This is a genomic window from Massilia sp. SYSU DXS3249 (genome assembly GCF_053668055.1).
In genome coordinates, this window is sequence record NZ_JBSIPX010000017.1 from 1 (window position 1) to 16,661 (window position 16,661).

Below are 16,661 nucleotides of genomic sequence, written 5' to 3' on the forward strand. Positions count from 1 at the left end.
GGCGGCGGTGGTGGGGGCAAGCGCGTGGCTGGGGCTGCGGGGGGTGGGCCACCCCGCGCAACCTCCCCCGGCCGCGGCCGCGCCGGCGCCCGCCAATCCGGCACCGGCCATGAATTCGGCGCGCGCCGCCATCAACGCCGCGCTCGAGGCGGCACGCGCCGCCTCCGGCCAGCGTGTGGCGCCGAAGCGTCCGGGCGCCGATGCGCCGCCGGCAGCTCCGGCGCCGTCCGCGCCCCCGGCTTCCGGCCCGGCGGCACCCGCACGCCCGATCAACGTCGGCCCCGGCGCGACGCCAGGTCCCGGGGCCCGCATGGCGCCGCCGCCTGCGCCTTCGGCACCGGCCGCCGGCCCGCGCCAGGGCGGCACGCCGCCATGGGAACAGCCCGGCGCCCAGGCCCAGGCACGCCAGCAGCCGCAGTCGCAGTCGCAGTCGAACGCCAACGCGAACAGCATGGCCGATGACGAGCCGCCGTCCTGGGTCACCGATTTTTCCGACGATACCGCCGTCGCCGCCGAAACGAACACCGTCGCCGCACCCGTGAACGTGCCGGCGCCGGCGCGCGCCCCGGCCGCGCCGCCGCACGCCTATGTCGTCACGCCGGTTCCCGGCCTCGACTGGGACGGCAACTGGCCGGCGCTGGCCGCCACGCTGCCGCTGCGCGGCGTGTCGCAGCAGCTCGCCTTGCAGACCGAACTGGTCGATTGCCACGCCGAAGGCGCCGCCGCCGTGTTCCGCCTGCGCGTCCCGGTCGACACCCTGCGCGCCAGCGGCAACAGCGAAAAGCTGCAGGCGGCCCTGCAGGACTGCTTCCCGGGCAAGCGCATCACGGTCGAAACCGAAATCGGCCCGGTCTGGTACACGGCGGGCGCCGAGGCGAAAGCCGCGCGCGAAGAGCGCCAGCGCCAGGCCGAAGCCCTGGTGGCCGGCGACCCCTTTGTGCAGGAAATGGAACGCACCCTGGGCGCCTTCGTCGTGCCCGGCTCGGTGAAGCCGCCTGCCGCCTGAACGAATACCCTTCTAACGAATCAACGGAGAACCGCATCATGATGAAAAACCAGCTCGCAGGCCTGATGAAACAGGCGCAAGCCATGCAGGACAACATGAAGAAGGCGCAGGAGCAGCTGGCCCTGATCGAAGTCGAAGGCCAGTCCGGCGCCGGCATGGTGAAAGTCACGATGACCTGCAAGAACGACGTCAAGCGCGTCCAGATCGACCCGTCGCTGCTGGCCGACGACAAGGACATGCTGGAAGACCTGGTCGCCGCCGCCTTCAACGACGCCGTGCGCAAGGCCGAAGCCACCTCCGCCGAAAAGATGAGCGGCCTGACCGCCGGCATGCCTGGCCTGCCGCCCGGCTTCAAGATGCCGTTCTGATGCCTGCCGTACTGCAGCAGGGCCGCGCCTGATGTCCAAGTCCCTCGACTTCCTGACCGAAGCCCTGCGCCGCCTGCCGGGCATCGGCCCGAAGTCCGCGCAGCGCATGGCCTTCCACCTGCTGCAGCACGACCGCGAGGGCGCAGCGATGCTGTCGCGCGCGCTCTACCAGGCGGTCGACACGGTGCACCACTGCGCCATGTGCAATACCTTCGCCGACACCGAGGTCTGCGAGATGTGCGCCGACGAGGCGCGCGAGCGCAGCCTGCTGTGCATCGTCGAAACCCCGGCCGACCAGATGATGATCGAGCAGACCCTGACCTACAAGGGCCTGTACTTCGTGCTGATGGGGCGGCTCTCGCCGCTGGACGGCATCGGTCCGAAAGACCTCCACCTCGACAAGCTGATCGGCCGCGCGGCCGATGGCGTCGTCAGCGAGGTCGTGCTTGCGACCAATTTCACCAACGAGGGCGAAGCGACCGCCCACTACATCAGCGAAATGCTCAAGGCCCGTGGCCTGAAGGTGAGCCGGCTGGCGCGCGGCGTGCCCGTCGGCGGCGAGCTGGAGTATGTCGACGCCGGCACCATAGCGCGCGCCATGCTCGACCGCCGCAGCGCATAATCGCTTTGACAAGACCCGGTAGTACGGTCCTCGACTAAAACACATCCGCTTTTTGGCTGCCATACCGGCGCGCTGCGGCCTTGCTTGCCGCTTGCAGTGCCTGCACTGCGGCGTGGCGGTTGCCCCGCATCGCATTCCGGCCTGCCTGCCAAAAGTTCCGATTTATTTTTAGCCGGGTACTCCGTCGCGGCGGTTCGCCGTTTGCGTGCGCGCAATCAGTGCGACCGGTCCGCTGCTATCGTGGCCACACTTCAAGCGGACCTGCGAATGCACCTAGTCGACATCACGATGTTCTACGCCGCCGAAGGCAATGGCGTGAGCACCTACCTGAATGCCAAGGCACGCTGGCTGGCGCGGCATAGCCGCGTGCGGCACACCATCCTCAGCCCCAACGTCGACAGCGGCGGCGAGGCACCCGCCCTGGTGCGCGTGCCGGCGTTCGCGCTGCCCGGCATCAACGGCTTTCGCATGCCGATGTCGGTGCGCGCCCCCGCACGCCTGCTGCGCCAGGCGCGCCCGGACCTCATCGAGGTCGGCGACGCCGGCCACAGCGCCTGGGCTGCCCTGCAGCTGCGCCGGCGCCTGGGCGTGCCGGCGATCGCCTTCTACCATTCCGACCTGCCTAGCCTGGTGCGGCCGCGCTTCGGCCAGACGGCCGAGGGCGTCACCTGCAAATACCTGGCCCACCTGTACCGCCAGTTCGACCTCGTGCTGGCGCCGAGCCGGGTGATGGTCGAGCAGCTCCACGAGATCGGCGTGCACGACGCGCGCCACCAGCCGCTCGGCATCGATTCCAGCGTGTTCCACCCCTCGCGCCGGGTCGAAACCCTGCGCGCCCACCTGCGCCTGCCCGAGAACGCGCGGCTGCTGGTGTACGCCGGGCGCTTCACGGCCGAGAAGAAGCTGCCGCTGCTGATCGAGGCGGTGCGCAAACTCGGCCGTCCCTATCACCTGGTGATGGTCGGCGGCGGTCTCGACCTGCCGCGCTATCCGCAGATCACTTACCTGCCGTTCCGGCACAACCAGCGCCAGCTGGCGCGCCTGCTGGCCAGCTGCGACGTGCTGGTGCATCCCGGCGACTGCGAAACCTTCGGCCTGATCGTGCTCGAGGCCATGGCCTGCGGCCGCCCCGTCGTGGCCACGGCCGGCGGCGGCGTGGCCGAGCTGGTCGACGAGCAGACCGGCATCCTCGCCGAACCGAACAGCGTGGACAGCCTGGCCGCCGCCATCGAAGCCATCTACGAGCGCAACCTGGCCCAGCTGGGCGAGCACGCGCGCCGCAGGGCGGCCGATTGCTACGACTGGAACGAAATCCTGCCGCAGGTGATGCGCCGCTATCACGCCGTGCTCGGCACGCGCGAGCAGGACGAGCCGGGGTCCAGGGGGATCTGTGTCACCGACTGAACTTCCTGGCCACGGGCGAGGGCGGCCGCCGATGCTGTGCGTGTCGATCCACGACGTCGCGCCGGCGACCTGGGGCGAGTGCGAACGGCTCGCGCAGGCCCTGCGCAGCGTCGCCGACATTCCCCTGAGCTGGCTGGTGGTGCCGCATTATCACGAGCACGGGCACGATCGCGACGACAGCATCATGCGCGCAGGCCTCGATGCCGCCGTGGCGCGCGGCGACGAACTGGTGCTGCACGGTTACACCCACCTCGATACCGGACGCCAGGCCGGCGGCCTGCGCGAGCGTTTCCTGCGCGGCGTGTACACGCGCAGCGAGGGCGAGTTTTCCGCATTGGGCGCCGACGAGGCGCGGCGCCGCATCGAGCAGGGGCTGGCGTGGTTCCGGGCGCGCGGCTGGCAAGCCAGCGGTTTCGTGGCGCCGGCCTGGCTGCTGGGACCGGGCGCGTGGGAAGCGCTGCCGGCTTTCGGGTTCAGCTACACGACCACCTTCACCCGCTTCCACCTGCTGCGAGCAGGCGGCTCGGTGTTCGCGCCTTCGCTGGTCTACACGGCGCGCAACCGCAGCGGGCGGATGCTGTCGCCGCTGGCCGCCAGCCTCGCCGCGCCCCTGCTGGCGCGGGCACCGCTCATGCGGCTGAGCCTGCATCCGCCGGACGTGCGCTATCCGCGCCTGGTGGCGCACGCGCAGAAGCTGGTCGAACGCATGCTGGCTTCGCACACGGCCGTCACCAAGGCGGCGTGCGCGCAGGTGCTGCAAACGGGAGGCGCGGCGGAGGCGACGCCGCGGCCGGGTGGCAAGCCGTATCGGTCGTAAGCCGGTGAGCTTAATGCTGGTCAATAAAGTGGGTTTGGTGAGCCACGCAGTACAGCTGTGCAAGGGGGCCAAAACGCGTGGAGTCAGGACTCCACCCTACATATGGCGCGATTTGTAGGGTGGAGTCCCGACTCCACGCGGTTGTGCGCGGCGGAACTCGTAAACGGAAACATCACGCGATATTTCCGGCTGTGATCCCGCGAGCCCATGAGCGATGAAGCTCATGAGCCGTGAGCCCACGAAGCTGCAAGCAGCACAAGCCAGTACTCGCTTACCAGCGTCCCCAGTAGCCGCCGCCCCAGTACCTCGGCCCCCAGCCGCCGTAGTAACCCGGATGGTTGCCGTAGCGCTGCACCTCGTCCTTCGTGCTCAGGCTGAGGATGCAGTTTCGCCATTGGTCGGATTGCTGCGCATAGCCGAGCCGGTCGCAGGCCGGGCCATAGACCGCGATCATTTCCGCCATTTCCGCTTGCTTGCGCGCCGCCCGTTCCTGCGGGGTGGCGCAGGCGCCCAGCAAGAGCACCGCCGATAGAACAATCAAGTGACGCATCGCCGACTCCTTCTCGGTTAGCTTTCGTTGGTTTCGAGCTTAGCGCAAGAATCAGAACACTGCTCGATTCGCACCAATCGGACGGGGCCACACGGTCCGCCCGTCCGCCGTGTTGCGCTTTCGCCGGCGTGGCTTTTCTGGCAAGATATTTAGATTCAAAAAGAACAAAAGGGAGAAGAAATATGCAACGACGCCGCTGGCGGTCCTGGATCTTGCGCATCCTGGCGCTGCTCGCGGCACTGGTGCTGCTGGCGCTGCTCGGCGCCTGGCTGACCCTGCGCGCCAGCCTGGCGCAGCTCGACGGCCGGGTCGCAGCAAGCGGACTGGCGGCGCCGGTGACGGTCGCGCGCGACGAGGCCGGGGTGCCGCTGATCCGCGGCGCCAACCGCTTCGACCTCGCTTACGCCACCGGTTTCGTGCATGCGCAGGAGCGCTTCTTCCAGATGGACCTGCTGCGCCGCACGGCCGCGGGCGAGCTGGCCGAGCTGTTCGGCCCGCGCGCGCTGCCGCTCGACCGCGCACGCCGCCTGCACCGCTTCCGCGCCCGCGCCGCGGGGGCACTGGCGGCGCTGTCGCCGCCCGAACGCGCCTTTCTCGAGCGCTATGTCGCCGGCGTCAATGCCGGCCTGGGGCAACTCGGCGCGCGTCCCTTCGAATACCTGCTGACCGGCAGCGCGCCCATCCCCTGGCGCGCCGAGGATACCCTGCTCGTGGTGTGGGCCATGTACATCGACCTGCAGGGGAACCAGGAGCCGCGCGAGCTGGCGCGCGGCTGGCTGCGGGAGCACAGCGACGCCGGGCAGCTGGCCTTCCTGCTGCCCGAGGCCAGCATCTGGGACGCGCCGCTCGACGGCCTGGCCGCACCCGCGCCAGCGCCCATCCCGGCGGCGGCCCCCGGCTGGTGGGGCAAGCCGCGCGCGGCGCCCGTGCAGCTGGCGGCGCTCGATACGGAGAACCTGGTCGGCAGCAACAACTATGCGATTGCCGGCAGCCGCAGCACGACCGGGGCGGCCATCGTCGCCGACGACATGCACCTCGGCCTGCAACTGCCGAACATCTGGTACCGGCTGGCGCTGGCCTATCCCGACGGGCAGGGCGGCGAGCGCCGCCTGGTCGGGGTGACCCTGCCCGGGGCGCCGCCGCTCGTCATCGCGGGCAGCAACGGCAAGGTCGCCTGGGGCTTCACCAATAGCTATGGCGACTACCTCGACCTGGTCGAACTCGGGGTCGACGCTGCGCATCCGGGCCAGGTGCGCACGCCGGGCGGCTGGGAGCGGCCGGCCGAACAGGTCGAAACGATCCTGGTCAAGGGTGGTCTGGCCGAGCGCCTGGCCGTGCGCGAGACCGCCTTCGGGCCGATCCGCACCGTAGGGGGCAAGCACTATGCGCTGCATTGGGTGGCGCATGCGCCCGGTGCCGTCAACCTGGACCACCTGCGCCTGGAAGCCGCGACGACGGTCGACGCAGCCCTGGCGATCGCCGCGAGCGACGGTATCCCGGCCCAGAACTTCGTCGCCGGCGACGCCCAGGGCAACATCGGCTGGACCGTCGCCGGCCGCCTGCCGCGGCGGACCGTGGGCGGCATCGCCACCAGCTTTCCGCTGGCGCCAGGCGGAACGCCGACCTGGAACGGCCTGCTCGATCTCGAGGACTATCCTCGCATCGTCAACCCGGCGAGCGGCCAGCTGGCGACGGCCAACAGTCGCCAGCTGATGGGGCCGGAGGCGGGGCTGCTGGGCGACGGTGGCTTCGACCTCGGCGCGCGCACACGCCAGCTGGACGAGCGCCTGCGCCAGCTGGGCGGCCGCACCGACGTGTCCCGCGCCTTCGCGGCGGCCCTCGACGACCGTGCCCTGTTCATCGCCGGCTGGCGCGAGCGCGCTCTGCGCGTGCTCGACCCGGAGGCGACCGGCGGCCACCCGCGCCGCGCCGCCTTCCGGCGCCTGCTCGAGACCAGCTGGAACGGCCACGCCAGCGTCGATTCGAGCGGCTACCGGCTGGCGCGCAACTTCATGTGGGCGCTGCACGACCTGCTGTTCGCCGGCGCCGCCGAGCCGATGACGGCGCTGGACCCGAAGGCGACCATGGCGGCCGCCAACCCGCGCTGGCCGGCGGTGGTGGCGCGCCTGCTCGACGAGGGCCCGCCCGGCTGGCTGCCGCCGGGCATGCGCGACTGGCGCGCGGTGCAGCTGGCGGCCATCGACCGCGTCATCGCCGACTTCGAGCGGGAAGGGGTGCCGCTGGAGAAGGCCACCTGGGGCGCGCGCAACACGGCGGCCTTCGCGCATCCGATCGCGCTGGCCGTGCCGGCGCTCGCTCCGCTGCTCGGCGTGCCGCCCGACCAACTGGCGGGCGACGCGCACATGCCGCGCGTGGCCGGGCCGAAGTTCGGCCAGTCGGAGCGGATGACGGTGTCGCCGGGGCGCGAGGAAGAAGGGCTCTACAACATGCCGGGCGGGCAGAGCGGCCATCCCTTGTCGCCCTTTTTCCTGAAGGGACATGCGGAGTGGGTGCGCGCGACGCCGGTGCCGCTGCTGCCGGGGGCGGCGCGGACGACGCTGACGCTGGTGCCGGGGCGATGAGCGGGCGCGTGCGAGGCGTGGAGTCGCGAGTACATCTCAGGTTCGCAGACGCGTGGAGTCGGGACTCCACCCTACATACAGCGGCGCGCATCGTTTTCGAGCGCGCCGCGCGCCGGAGTTGGTTGGTTTACTTCGAAGGCAGCGCGGCCTGCACGGTTCCCAGCATCAGCGTGATCGCCTCGGCGCTCGACGGGTGGCCCAGGAAGTAGCCCTGCACCATGTCGCAGCCGTACTGCTCGAGCAGCAGCAGCTGCTCGTCGGTCTCGACGCCTTCGGCCACCACGGCCATCTTGAGGCCGTGGGCCATGGCGATGATGGCGCGCGTGATGGCCGCGTTTTCCGAGTCCTGGGGCAGGCCGGAAATGAAGCTGCGGTCGATTTTGAGCGCACGCACGTCGAAGCGCTTCAGGTAGTTCATCGACGAGTAGCCGGTGCCGAAGTCGTCGATCGACAGGTAGACGCCGATGCCGCGCAGGCGTTCGAGGGTGGCCAGGGTCGCCATCGCATCGTCCATCAGCGTGCCCTCGGTCAGCTCCAGTTCGAGCAGCTTGGGGTCGAGGCCGGTCTCGTCCAGCGCCGAGAGCACGATCTGCGACAGGTTCTCGTCCTTGAACTGCTTGGCCGACAGGTTGACCGCCATGCGCACCGGCCGGCGCGGCAGCGACTGCCACATGCGGGCCTGGTTGCAGGCCGTGCGCAGCACCCATTCGCCGATCGGGACGATCAGGCCGGTCTCCTCGGCCAGCGGAATGAATTCGGTCGGCGAAATGATGCCGCGCTCGGGATGCCGCCAGCGCACCAGGGCCTCGACGCCGACGATCTCGGACGAACGCACTTCGAGCTGCGGCTGGTACAGCAGGTACAGTTCGTCGTTCTGCAAGGCCTTGCGCAGGCCGACCTCGAGCTTCACGTGGCTCATGATCTGCATGGTCAGCGAAGAGCTGTACAGCTTGGCGTTGTTCTTGCCGCAGTTCTTCGCGTGGTACATGGCCGTGTCGGCGTACTTGAGCAGCGAATTGCAGTCGTCGCCGTCTTCCGGGAACAGCGAGATGCCGATGCTGGCGGTGACGAAGATCTCGTGGCCCTCGATCAGGAAGGGGCGGCGCATGGCTTCCTTAACGCGGTGGGCGACATTGAGTGCATGCTCGACCCGTTCCAGGTCGGGGATCAGGATCGTGAACTCGTCGCCGCCCAGGCGCGCCAGCGAGGACGATTCCGATGCGCCCATCGTCGCATCGCCCGGCAGCGCTTCGCTGCGCGACACCAGGTCGCTCGGGCGGATCGTCTCGCGCAGGCGCTCCGAGACGATCTTCAGGAGGTGATCGCCGACGTTGTGGCCGAGGGTGTCGTTGATGCGCTTGAAGGCGTCGAGGTCCATGAACAGCACGGCGAATTTCTTGTTGCCGATCTTCGAGCGCTGCAGTTCCCGCTCCAGGGTCTCGAGGAAGGCCTGGCGGTTCGGGATGCCGGTCAGGCTGTCGCAGTAGGCCAGGCGGCGGATCTGTTCCTCGGTGCGCTTGCGCTCGCTGATGTCGCGCACCAGGCCGAGCACCTCGGAGGGGCCGGTGGCGACCAGGCGCGCTTCGAAATGCTGGGTTTCGCCGAAGCGCACCAGTTCGTATTCGACCGAGCGCACCTGCTCGGTGCGCAGCACCTCCTTGAGCTGGGCCATCACGCGCGCGGCGATCTCCTTCGGCAGCACTTCGGTGATGTGGCGGCCGACGCAGCGCTCGCTGGTGAACGGCACCGCCTCCTCGATGGCGCCGTCGCGGCGCCCCTGGCGCGCCCGGCCCTGCAGGGCGCCGTGCATCCGGCCGCGGCCCGGCTCGTAGTCGAGGTAGAACCCGTCGCAGTTCATGCGGAAGAAAGTGTCCGGGATCGCCGCCAGCACCGCGCGGTTCTGGGCGTCGGCGATGCGCAGGCGGGCGATGGCGTCGCTCGCGCGCAGCACGTACAGCACCCGGTGGCCGAGGATGGGCCAGTTGATCGGCTTGGAGACGAAATCGGTGGCGCCGGCCTCGTAGGCGCTGGTCACGGCTTCGACGTCGTCGCCGCCGGTGACCATCACGATCGGCACCGAGGCGCCGGGGCCCTCGGCGCGGCGGATCGCGCGGCAGGCGGCGAAGCCGTCGAGGTGCGGCATCTCCACGTCCATCAGGATCAGGTCGGGCCGGCGCGCCGCGGCGAGTTCCACGGCCTGGCGTCCGTCCTCGGCTTCGATCCCGTCCAGGCCGACCTGCTGCAGCATCTCCAGCATCAGGAGACGCATGACCGGATCGTCGTCGGCGACCAGCACAATTCCACGGATACCGCGTTGTTGGGAAGGGGAGGCTGGCATCATGTTTCCTTCTCTAGCATGGCATTGAGCGAGTGCTGGACCGCCTGGAATTCCTGTTCCATGTCGGACAGCAGGCCGGCCGCGCCAACGACGCTGGCACTCCGGCCGAGGTGTTCGAGGTCCTTGCACAGGCGCGCGAGCGTGTCGGCGCCGACGTTGGCGCTGGCCGACTTCAGGCTGTGCGCGACGCGGCGCACGGTGTCCGGATCCTGTCCCTCGACCGCCTGGTGCAGGGCCTTCAACTGGCGCGGCGTGTCGCCGACGTAGGCGGCAATCACCTTCTGCACCAGCGCGTCGCCGCCCGCCTGGCTGAGGGCGCGGATCTTCCCGAGCGCGGCGGCGTTGATGACGTCGCGCTGGATCACTTCGCGGGTCTCGGGCGGCAGGGTCGGCGCCGCATCGTCGTGGTGGCGGCTGGCCGAGAGCGGCAGCGCCATCCAGCGCCCGATCACGGCGGCCAGTTCGGCCTGGGTGAAAGGCTTGGACAGGTAGTCGTCCATGCCGGCCGCCAGGCAGGCTTCGCGGTCGCCCTGCAGGGCGTTGGCCGTGATGGCGATCACCGGCAGGGTGCGCGGACGCCCGGCGTCGGTTTCCTCGCGCCGGATCGCGGCGGTGGCGGCAAAGCCGTCCATCACCGGCATCTGGCAATCCATCAGCACCACCTCGAAACCGCCGGCGCGCACCGCCTCCAGCGCCTCGAGCCCGTTGCGCGCGATGTGCGCCTGCAGGCCCAAGCTTTCCAGCATGGCCTTGGCCACTTCGACGTTGACCGGGTTGTCCTCGGCCAGCAGGACGCGCCGCACGCGCGGCTTGCCGCTGCCTTGCCCAACGCCCCGCTCGTCGCGCGCATTGCCGGACGGTGGCGGCGGCAGGAACTGCGCCGCCGGCGCGGTGATGCCGCGCGGCCGGGTGCCGAGGCAGGCGAAGAGGTCGGCCGCGCGCGCCGGCTCGATCAGCTGGTAGGCCACGCCCGCCTCGCGCCGCTGCACCGGATCGGCCGCCAGCCGCTCGGGGCTGAGCAGGATCAGGCGCGTCGGCCGGGTCAGCGGGTCGGCCTTGATCGTGGTGGCCAGCAGCAGGCCGCTCGAGTGGGTCAGTTCCATGTCGATGACGGCGGCGTCGAAGGGCTTGGGCGTGGCGGCCGCCGCGCGCAGGCGGGTGACCGCTTCCTGGGCGCCGGCCGCGCCCTCGCAGGCGACATTCCAGGCCGCCAGGTGGCGCTCCAGGCCGACGCGGCTGGTCTCGTTCTCGTCGACCACCAGCACGCGCAGGCCGGCCAGGCTGTGCTGCGTCTTGTGCTCCGCATCGTCGGGGGCGTCGGGGTCGACCCGGCGCTTGTCGAAACTGACCGTGAACCAGAACACGGAGCCCTGGCGCACGCCGTTGTTGTCGACGCCGATCGCGCCGCCCATCAGTTCCACCAGCTGCTTCGAAATGGCCAGCCCGAGGCCGGTGCCGCCGAACTTGCGGGTGGTCGAATCGTCGGCCTGGGAGAAGGCTTCGAACAGGCGCGAACGCGCCTCGCGCGAAATGCCGATGCCGGTGTCGATCACCTCGAAGCGCAGCATCACGGCCTGGCTGTCCTCGCTGGCCACGCGCACGCGGGCTTCGATCCGGCCCTGCTCGGTGAACTTGATGGCGTTGCCGAGCAAATTGGCCATGATCTGGCGCAGCCGGTTCGGGTCGCCGCAGATGGCGACCGGGATGTCGTTGGCGATGTCGAAGTCGAGGGCGATGCCCTTGTTCTGGGCTTGCGGGGTGTAGACGGTGTGGATGTCTTCGAGCAGGTCCCAGAGGTTGAAGTTGATGTACTCGATGGTGAGCTTGCCGGCCTCGATCTTGGAAAAATCGAGGATGTCGTTGATGATCACCAGCAGGTGCTCGCCCGAGCGCTTCACCAGGCGCGTGTAGTTGCGCTGGACTTCGCTGAGCTGGGTCCCGAGCAGCATCTCGGTCATGCCGAGCACGCCGTTCATCGGGGTGCGGATCTCGTGGCTCATGGTGGCCAGGAAAGCGCTCTTCGCGCGGCTGGCGGCCTCGGCGGCGTTCTTGGCGCGCTCGAGCTGCTCGGTGCGCACCGATACCTGGCGTTCGAGCTCGTCGCGGTGCAGGGTGAGGGCGGCGCCGCGCCCTTCGATCTGGGCCAGCATGTCGTTGAAGCTGTCGATCAGCATGCCCAGTTCGTCGCTGCGCTGGTGGCCGACGCGCAGCGTGTAGTTCTGGCTCTCCGACACCTTCTTCGCGGTCTGGATCAGTTTCGTGACCGGCTCGGCGATGCTGCGCGTGAAACGCCGCGCCAGCACCAGCGCCACCAGCAGCGACACGCACATCGCCGCGCCGGCCACGCCGACGCTGTCGAGGATGTCGCGCCACATCGGCAGCAGGTCCGCTTCGATCACAAGTACGCCGACCTGCGCGCCGACCTGGGACTGGGCGCCCATCACGGGGCGGTACAGGCGCATGCGCGGCGACCACAGGCGGCTGCCGGCAAGGTTGGCCTCGTCCAGCGCCGCCGGTTCGGAGATCGCCAGCGTCGGCTGCGGCTTGCCGCCTTCGTGCGCCGGGGAGCTGTAGGCGGCAAACAGGCGGCCGCGGCTGTCGTAGAGCGCGGCCAGCGAGATGTCGTCCTTGGTCTTGAGCGCGGCCAGCAGGTTGCCGGCCAGGCTGCGGTCGTTGAACACGATGGCGTCGGCGCTGTTGACCGCCACCACGCCCGCCAGCGAGGACAGCTGGCTGCCGGCTTCGTCGCGGTGGTTGAGCACCGAGCTCACGGCAAAGGCGACGAAGACGAACAGCAAGGCCGTGCCCGTCGAGAGCAGCGACATCAACGTCAGTTTGCGGTTCAGGCTGGAGCGTGCTGGATTCGGCATCGAGGCAATGTGCAGGAGCTGCATGGCGATGCGGGCCGGCGCCACCGGGTGCGCACATGCCCTCCTTGCAGAAATGCAAATTCCTGCAAGAAAAAATATTACGTGGGAGGGGAGGAGACGGCCTTGCGATGGCGCAAAGCGGTTGGTGCGAGGAAATTAAGGAAGGACAGCGTTGGTAGGGTGGACGCCTCCGCCGTCCACGCGTTCAACGAACGGCTGACATCGTGATCGGTGTGATCTTGCTGTGTTTGAACGCGTGGACGGCAAAGCCGTCCACCCTACGGTGACCTGGCCGGCGGCGTCACCCGCCGGCCCCGGGATACATCAGCAACACCCCCCGCTACGCCCCGAGCCATAGCGCGCTTCCTGGCGCTCGCGGAAAAACTCCTCGTAGCTCATCGCGGGTTTATCCGGATGCTCGCGCTCCATGTGCGCGAGGTAGGTGTCGTATTCCGGCAGGCCGACCATCAGGCGCATGCTTTGCCCGAGGTACTTGCCGGCCTGCGCGAGGGTGGCGAACATCACTGCACCTGTGGCTTGATGCCGGCGACGAAGGGCGATTCCTTGGTCGTCGGGTTGCCGCTCTTGCGCGCTTCGATCACGGTGCGGATGCCGTAGTACAGCACCGCCAGCACGACCACCATGAAGAAGCCGGCCAGCGCCGCGTCGAGGTAGTCGTTGAAGATGATGCGCTCCATCTCGCCGATCGACTTCGCCGGCGCCAGCACCTGGCCCTGATCGAGCGCCGCCTGGAACTTCTGGGCGTGGGCGACGAAGCCGATCTTCACGTTCTCATGGAAGATCTTCTGCCAGCCGGCGGTCAGCGTGCAGATCAGCAGCCAGATGGTCGGCACGATGGTGACCCAGGCGTATTTGCCGCGCTTCATCTTGAACAGCACGACGGTGCCCAGCATCAGGGCGATACCGGCCAGCATCTGGTTGGCGATGCCGAACAACGGCCACAGGGTGTTGATGCCGCCCAGCGGGTCGACCACGCCCTGGTACAGGAAGTAGCCCCAGGCCGCCACGCACAGGCCGGTGGCCAGCAAGTTGGCCGGCAGCGATTCGGTACGCTTCAGGGCCGGGGCGAAGGCGCCCAGCAGGTCTTGCAGCATGAAGCGGCCGGCGCGGGTGCCGGCGTCCACCGCCGTCAGGATGAAGAGCGCCTCGAACAGGATCGCGAAGTGGTACCAGAAGGCCATCATGGCCGGTCCGCCGACCACGTTCGACAGGATGTTGGCCATGCCGACCGCCAGCGTCGGCGCACCGCCGGCGCGCGAGATGATGGTGTGCTCGCCGACGTCCTTGGCCATCTGCGTCAGCGCGTCAGGCGTGACCACGAAGCCCCAGTTCGATACCGCCGCGGCGGCCGACTCGGCGGTGGTGCCCAGCAGCGCCGCCGGCGCGTTCATCGCGAAATAGATGCCGGGGTCGATGGTCGATGCGGCGACGAGCGCCATGATCGCGACGAAGGACTCCATCAGCATCGCGCCGTAGCCGATGAAGCGGGCGTGGGTCTCGTTCTCGATCATCTTCGGCGTGGTGCCCGAGGAGATCAGCGCGTGGAAGCCCGACACCGCGCCGCAGGCGATGGTGATGAACAGGAAGGGGAACAGGTTGCCGGACCAGACCGGGCCGGTGCCGTCGATGAAGCGGGTCACGGCCGGCATCTGCATTTGCGGCGCGACGATCAGGATGCCGATCGCCAGCGCGACGATGGTGCCGATCTTCAGGAAAGTAGACAGGTAGTCGCGCGGGGCCAGCAGCAGCCAGACGGGAATGACGGAAGCGACGAAGCCGTAGCCGATCAGCATCCAGGTCAGTTGCGGGCCGGTGAAGGTGAACATCGGGCCGAGCGTCGGCGAATCGTGCACCCACTGGCCGCCGATGATGGCCAGCATCAGGAGGATGAAGCCGATGAAGGAGATTTCGCCGATGCGTCCGACGCGGAAGTAGCGCGAGTACACGCCCATGAACAGCGCGATCGGAATCGTCGCCATCACGGTGAAGGAGCCCCATGGCGAGCCGGTCAGCGCCTTGACGACGATCAGCGCCAGCACCGCAAGGATGATGACCATGATCATGAAGGTGCCGAAGAGGGCGATGATGCCCGGGATTTCTCCCATTTCGGACTTGATCAGGTCGCCCAGCGAGCGGCCGTCGCGGCGCATCGACATGAACAGGACAATGAAATCCTGCACCGCCCCGGCGAAGACGACGCCGGCCAGGATCCACATCATGCCCGGCAGGTAACCCATCTGCGCCGCAAGGACCGGTCCCACCAGGGGACCCGCGCCCGCGATCGCCGCGAAGTGGTGGCCGAACAGCACGTACTGGTTCGTGGGTACGTAGTCGAGGCCGTCGTTGTATTTGTAGGCGGGGGTCTGGCGGCCGGCATCGAGGCCCATCACCTTGGTGGCGATGTAGAGGCTGTAGAAGCGGTAGGCGATGAGATAAACGCAGACGGCCGCCGCGACCACCCACACGGCATTGATGGACTCGCCACGGCGCAAGGCGACGTAGGCAAGCGCACCGGCGCCGAGAAGTGATAGCGCCGCCCAGCCGAGTTTGTTTCCGAGGCTTTTCATGGTGACTCCTTAGGTTTTTCTTGAGAGGTGCGGCGCCCTCGCCATCGTGCCCGGCACAGCGATGGCGCGACGGCGGCGTGACGAAAGGCCGACCCGGTTCTTGGACTTATCTTGCACTATTACTTAAAAGGCAAGCGCATGATTCTAACCCGCAAGCGATGCCGTCTTGCCTACGTAGAATCACGTAGCGCCTATGCATCATGTGCATACAAGATGTATCCTTGTGGAAACATTTTCTGTTGCTTTTAGTTAAATCCTCGACTAAGATGGTTCGACTGACCACTTGGAAGAAGCCGATGGCCGTGCCGGACTCGAACCCATTTCCGCCCGTGTGCCTGCACCCTGTCGCCAACCGGCAGAACGGGTGGGTGGCGCTGCTTGTCGAGCCCGCGGCCGGCGCGGAAGATGGTTCGCCCGCGCAGCCGATTACCTCCGACACCCTGGCCACGCTCTTCGGCAGCGCCGACCTGCTGGCAGCCATCGCTCCCCTGGATTGCGTACTGCGCCTGGCCACCCCAGGCATCCTGACCCCGAACCTGCTGGCGCTGCTGCCGCCGAACCGCGTGGTGCTGGCCTTCGACGCCGCCGCGCTGGCGGAGGAGGGCGTACAGCATCGCATCGCCGCCCTGTACGAACGCGGCTACCGCCTCATGCTCGACGGCGCGCTGCCGCCTGGCGCGCTGCGGCCGGCCGCCGCCCGCGCCGTGGCGCTCGACTGCTACGACGGCGCGCCGCCCGCCGGCAGCCTGCTGCCCGCGTTCGGCCCGCACCTGGCGCGCCGGGTCGACAGCGCCGCGCGCCTGGCCGAATGCGGCAAAGCCGGCTTCGACTGGTTCAGCGGCGCCTACTCCTTCGATGCGGCCGGTGCGCAGGGCCAGGACGGGCCCTCGCGCCGCCGCATCCTCGGCCTGCTGGCGCTGCTCGCCCGCGACGCCGATGCGCGCGAACTCGAACTTCTGCTCAGGCAGGATCCGGTGCTGTCCTTCCACCTGCTGCGGCTGGTGAACTCGGCGGCCTTTGCCCTGAACACCCCGATCACCGGCTGCGCCCAGGCCATCGCCGTGCTCGGCCGGCGCCAGCTGCAGCGCTGGCTGCAATTGCTGCTGTATGCGGGCGGCGCCGCCGACGGCCTGCCGAACCTGCTGCTGCCGCTGGCGGCGTTGCGCGCGGCCCAGCTCGAGGTGCTGTGCAAGATGGAGGGCGGCGACCGCGACGCGCAGGACCTGGCTTTCATGACCGGCGCCTTCTCGTTGCTCGACCGCCTGCTCGGCATGCCGATGCGCGAGATCGTCGGCGACCTGCATTTGCCCGATCACGTAGAGGCTGCACTGCTCGAACGCCGCGGCGCGCTGGGCGAGCGCCTGCGCATGGCCGAGCAGGGGGCGGACGCCCGCGCGCTGCGGGCAGCCGGCATCGAGGGCGCGGCCTGGTGGGCCGGCCTGCTGCATGCCCATCACTGGGCGATCCAGGTGGCACGCAATGTCTGAGGGGCTGGTCGTGGAAAATCGCGACTTCG

The 16,661-nt window shown here is 68.9% G+C and carries 11 protein-coding genes and 1 pseudogene; 7 read left to right on the plus strand and 5 right to left on the minus strand.

Features of this window, described 5'->3' with window-relative positions:
- From ACWCIA_RS18090 to ACWCIA_RS18110, 5 genes and pseudogenes are all read left to right on the plus strand, one after another.
- A pseudogene (locus tag ACWCIA_RS18090) lies at positions 1-1,006 on the plus strand (DNA polymerase III subunit gamma/tau); the annotation flags it as partial.
- A 38-nt stretch (positions 1,007-1,044) separates the two neighbouring features.
- Positions 1,045-1,374 carry a YbaB/EbfC family nucleoid-associated protein gene (locus tag ACWCIA_RS18095; protein ID WP_379747549.1) on the plus strand — a complete coding sequence of 110 codons (330 nt, stop codon included), beginning with the start codon at positions 1,045-1,047 and terminating at the stop codon, positions 1,372-1,374.
- Between the two features lie 31 nt (positions 1,375-1,405).
- The gene (recR, locus tag ACWCIA_RS18100) at positions 1,406-1,996 is read left to right on the plus strand and encodes a recombination mediator RecR (protein WP_454165487.1); all 591 of its coding nucleotides are present in this window, start codon (positions 1,406-1,408) and stop codon (positions 1,994-1,996) included.
- A gap of 267 nt (positions 1,997-2,263) precedes the next feature.
- Positions 2,264-3,400 carry a glycosyltransferase family 4 protein gene (locus tag ACWCIA_RS18105; RefSeq protein WP_454165489.1) on the plus strand — a complete coding sequence of 379 codons (1,137 nt, stop codon included), beginning with the start codon at positions 2,264-2,266 and terminating at the stop codon, positions 3,398-3,400.
- Between the two features lie 31 nt (positions 3,401-3,431).
- Positions 3,432-4,217, plus strand: coding sequence for a DUF2334 domain-containing protein (locus tag ACWCIA_RS18110; protein ID WP_454165681.1), 786 nt, complete (start codon positions 3,432-3,434; stop codon positions 4,215-4,217).
- Positions 4,218-4,488: 271 nt separating this feature from the next.
- Here the strand turns inward: ACWCIA_RS18110 and ACWCIA_RS18115 are convergent, their stop codons facing one another.
- A complete protein-coding gene (locus ACWCIA_RS18115; protein ID WP_454165491.1) occupies positions 4,489-4,767 on the minus strand; it encodes a hypothetical protein in 279 nt (92 codons plus the stop codon).
- A gap of 182 nt (positions 4,768-4,949) precedes the next feature.
- On the opposite strand from ACWCIA_RS18115, the gene ACWCIA_RS18120 reads away from it, so the two are divergent.
- Positions 4,950-7,349 carry a penicillin acylase family protein gene (locus ACWCIA_RS18120; protein WP_454165493.1) on the plus strand — a complete coding sequence of 800 codons (2,400 nt, stop codon included), beginning with the start codon at positions 4,950-4,952 and terminating at the stop codon, positions 7,347-7,349.
- Positions 7,350-7,476: 127 nt separating this feature from the next.
- Here ACWCIA_RS18120 and ACWCIA_RS18125 read toward each other — a convergent pair whose 3' ends face one another.
- From ACWCIA_RS18125 to ACWCIA_RS18140, 4 genes are all read right to left on the minus strand, one after another.
- Complete coding sequence (locus tag ACWCIA_RS18125) at positions 7,477-9,690, minus strand: putative bifunctional diguanylate cyclase/phosphodiesterase (RefSeq protein ID WP_454165495.1); 2,214 nt, start codon at positions 9,688-9,690, stop codon at positions 7,477-7,479.
- Entirely contained in the window at positions 9,687-12,581 is a 2,895-nt protein-coding gene (locus tag ACWCIA_RS18130) for a response regulator (RefSeq protein ID WP_454165497.1), read from the minus strand. Before ACWCIA_RS18130 ends, ACWCIA_RS18125 begins: the two co-directional genes overlap by 4 nt.
- Before the next feature lie 300 nt (positions 12,582-12,881).
- Positions 12,882-13,079, minus strand: a complete 198-nt coding sequence (locus tag ACWCIA_RS18135; RefSeq protein ID WP_454165498.1) for a YbdD/YjiX family protein — start codon at positions 13,077-13,079, stop codon at positions 12,882-12,884.
- A complete protein-coding gene (locus ACWCIA_RS18140; RefSeq protein WP_454165500.1) occupies positions 13,079-15,145 on the minus strand; it encodes a carbon starvation CstA family protein in 2,067 nt (688 codons plus the stop codon). Before ACWCIA_RS18140 ends, ACWCIA_RS18135 begins: the two co-directional genes overlap by 1 nt.
- Before the next feature lie 266 nt (positions 15,146-15,411).
- Between ACWCIA_RS18140 and ACWCIA_RS18145 the strand changes: the two genes are divergently transcribed.
- Positions 15,412-16,632 (plus strand): HDOD domain-containing protein, encoded by a 1,221-nt coding sequence (locus ACWCIA_RS18145; protein ID WP_454165502.1) that lies wholly within the window; start codon positions 15,412-15,414, stop codon positions 16,630-16,632.
- Positions 16,633-16,661 lie beyond the last annotated feature (29 nt).

Coding starts and splice junctions, on each gene's coding strand:
- ACWCIA_RS18145 (WP_454165502.1), top strand. CDS start 15,412: ATGGTTCGACTGACCACTTGGAAGAAGCCGATGGCCGTGCCGGACTCG.
- ACWCIA_RS18130 (WP_454165497.1), bottom strand. CDS start 12,581: ATGCAGCTCCTGCACATTGCCTCGATGCCGAATCCAGCACGCTCCAGC.
- ACWCIA_RS18095 (WP_379747549.1), top strand. CDS start 1,045: ATGATGAAAAACCAGCTCGCAGGCCTGATGAAACAGGCGCAAGCCATG.
- recR (WP_454165487.1), top strand. CDS start 1,406: ATGTCCAAGTCCCTCGACTTCCTGACCGAAGCCCTGCGCCGCCTGCCG.
- ACWCIA_RS18120 (WP_454165493.1), top strand. CDS start 4,950: ATGCAACGACGCCGCTGGCGGTCCTGGATCTTGCGCATCCTGGCGCTG.
- ACWCIA_RS18135 (WP_454165498.1), bottom strand. CDS start 13,079: ATGTTCGCCACCCTCGCGCAGGCCGGCAAGTACCTCGGGCAAAGCATG.
- ACWCIA_RS18125 (WP_454165495.1), bottom strand. CDS start 9,690: ATGATGCCAGCCTCCCCTTCCCAACAACGCGGTATCCGTGGAATTGTG.
- ACWCIA_RS18110 (WP_454165681.1), top strand. CDS start 3,432: ATGCTGTGCGTGTCGATCCACGACGTCGCGCCGGCGACCTGGGGCGAG.
- ACWCIA_RS18105 (WP_454165489.1), top strand. CDS start 2,264: ATGCACCTAGTCGACATCACGATGTTCTACGCCGCCGAAGGCAATGGC.
- ACWCIA_RS18140 (WP_454165500.1), bottom strand. CDS start 15,145: ATGAAAAGCCTCGGAAACAAACTCGGCTGGGCGGCGCTATCACTTCTC.
- ACWCIA_RS18115 (WP_454165491.1), bottom strand. CDS start 4,767: ATGCGTCACTTGATTGTTCTATCGGCGGTGCTCTTGCTGGGCGCCTGC.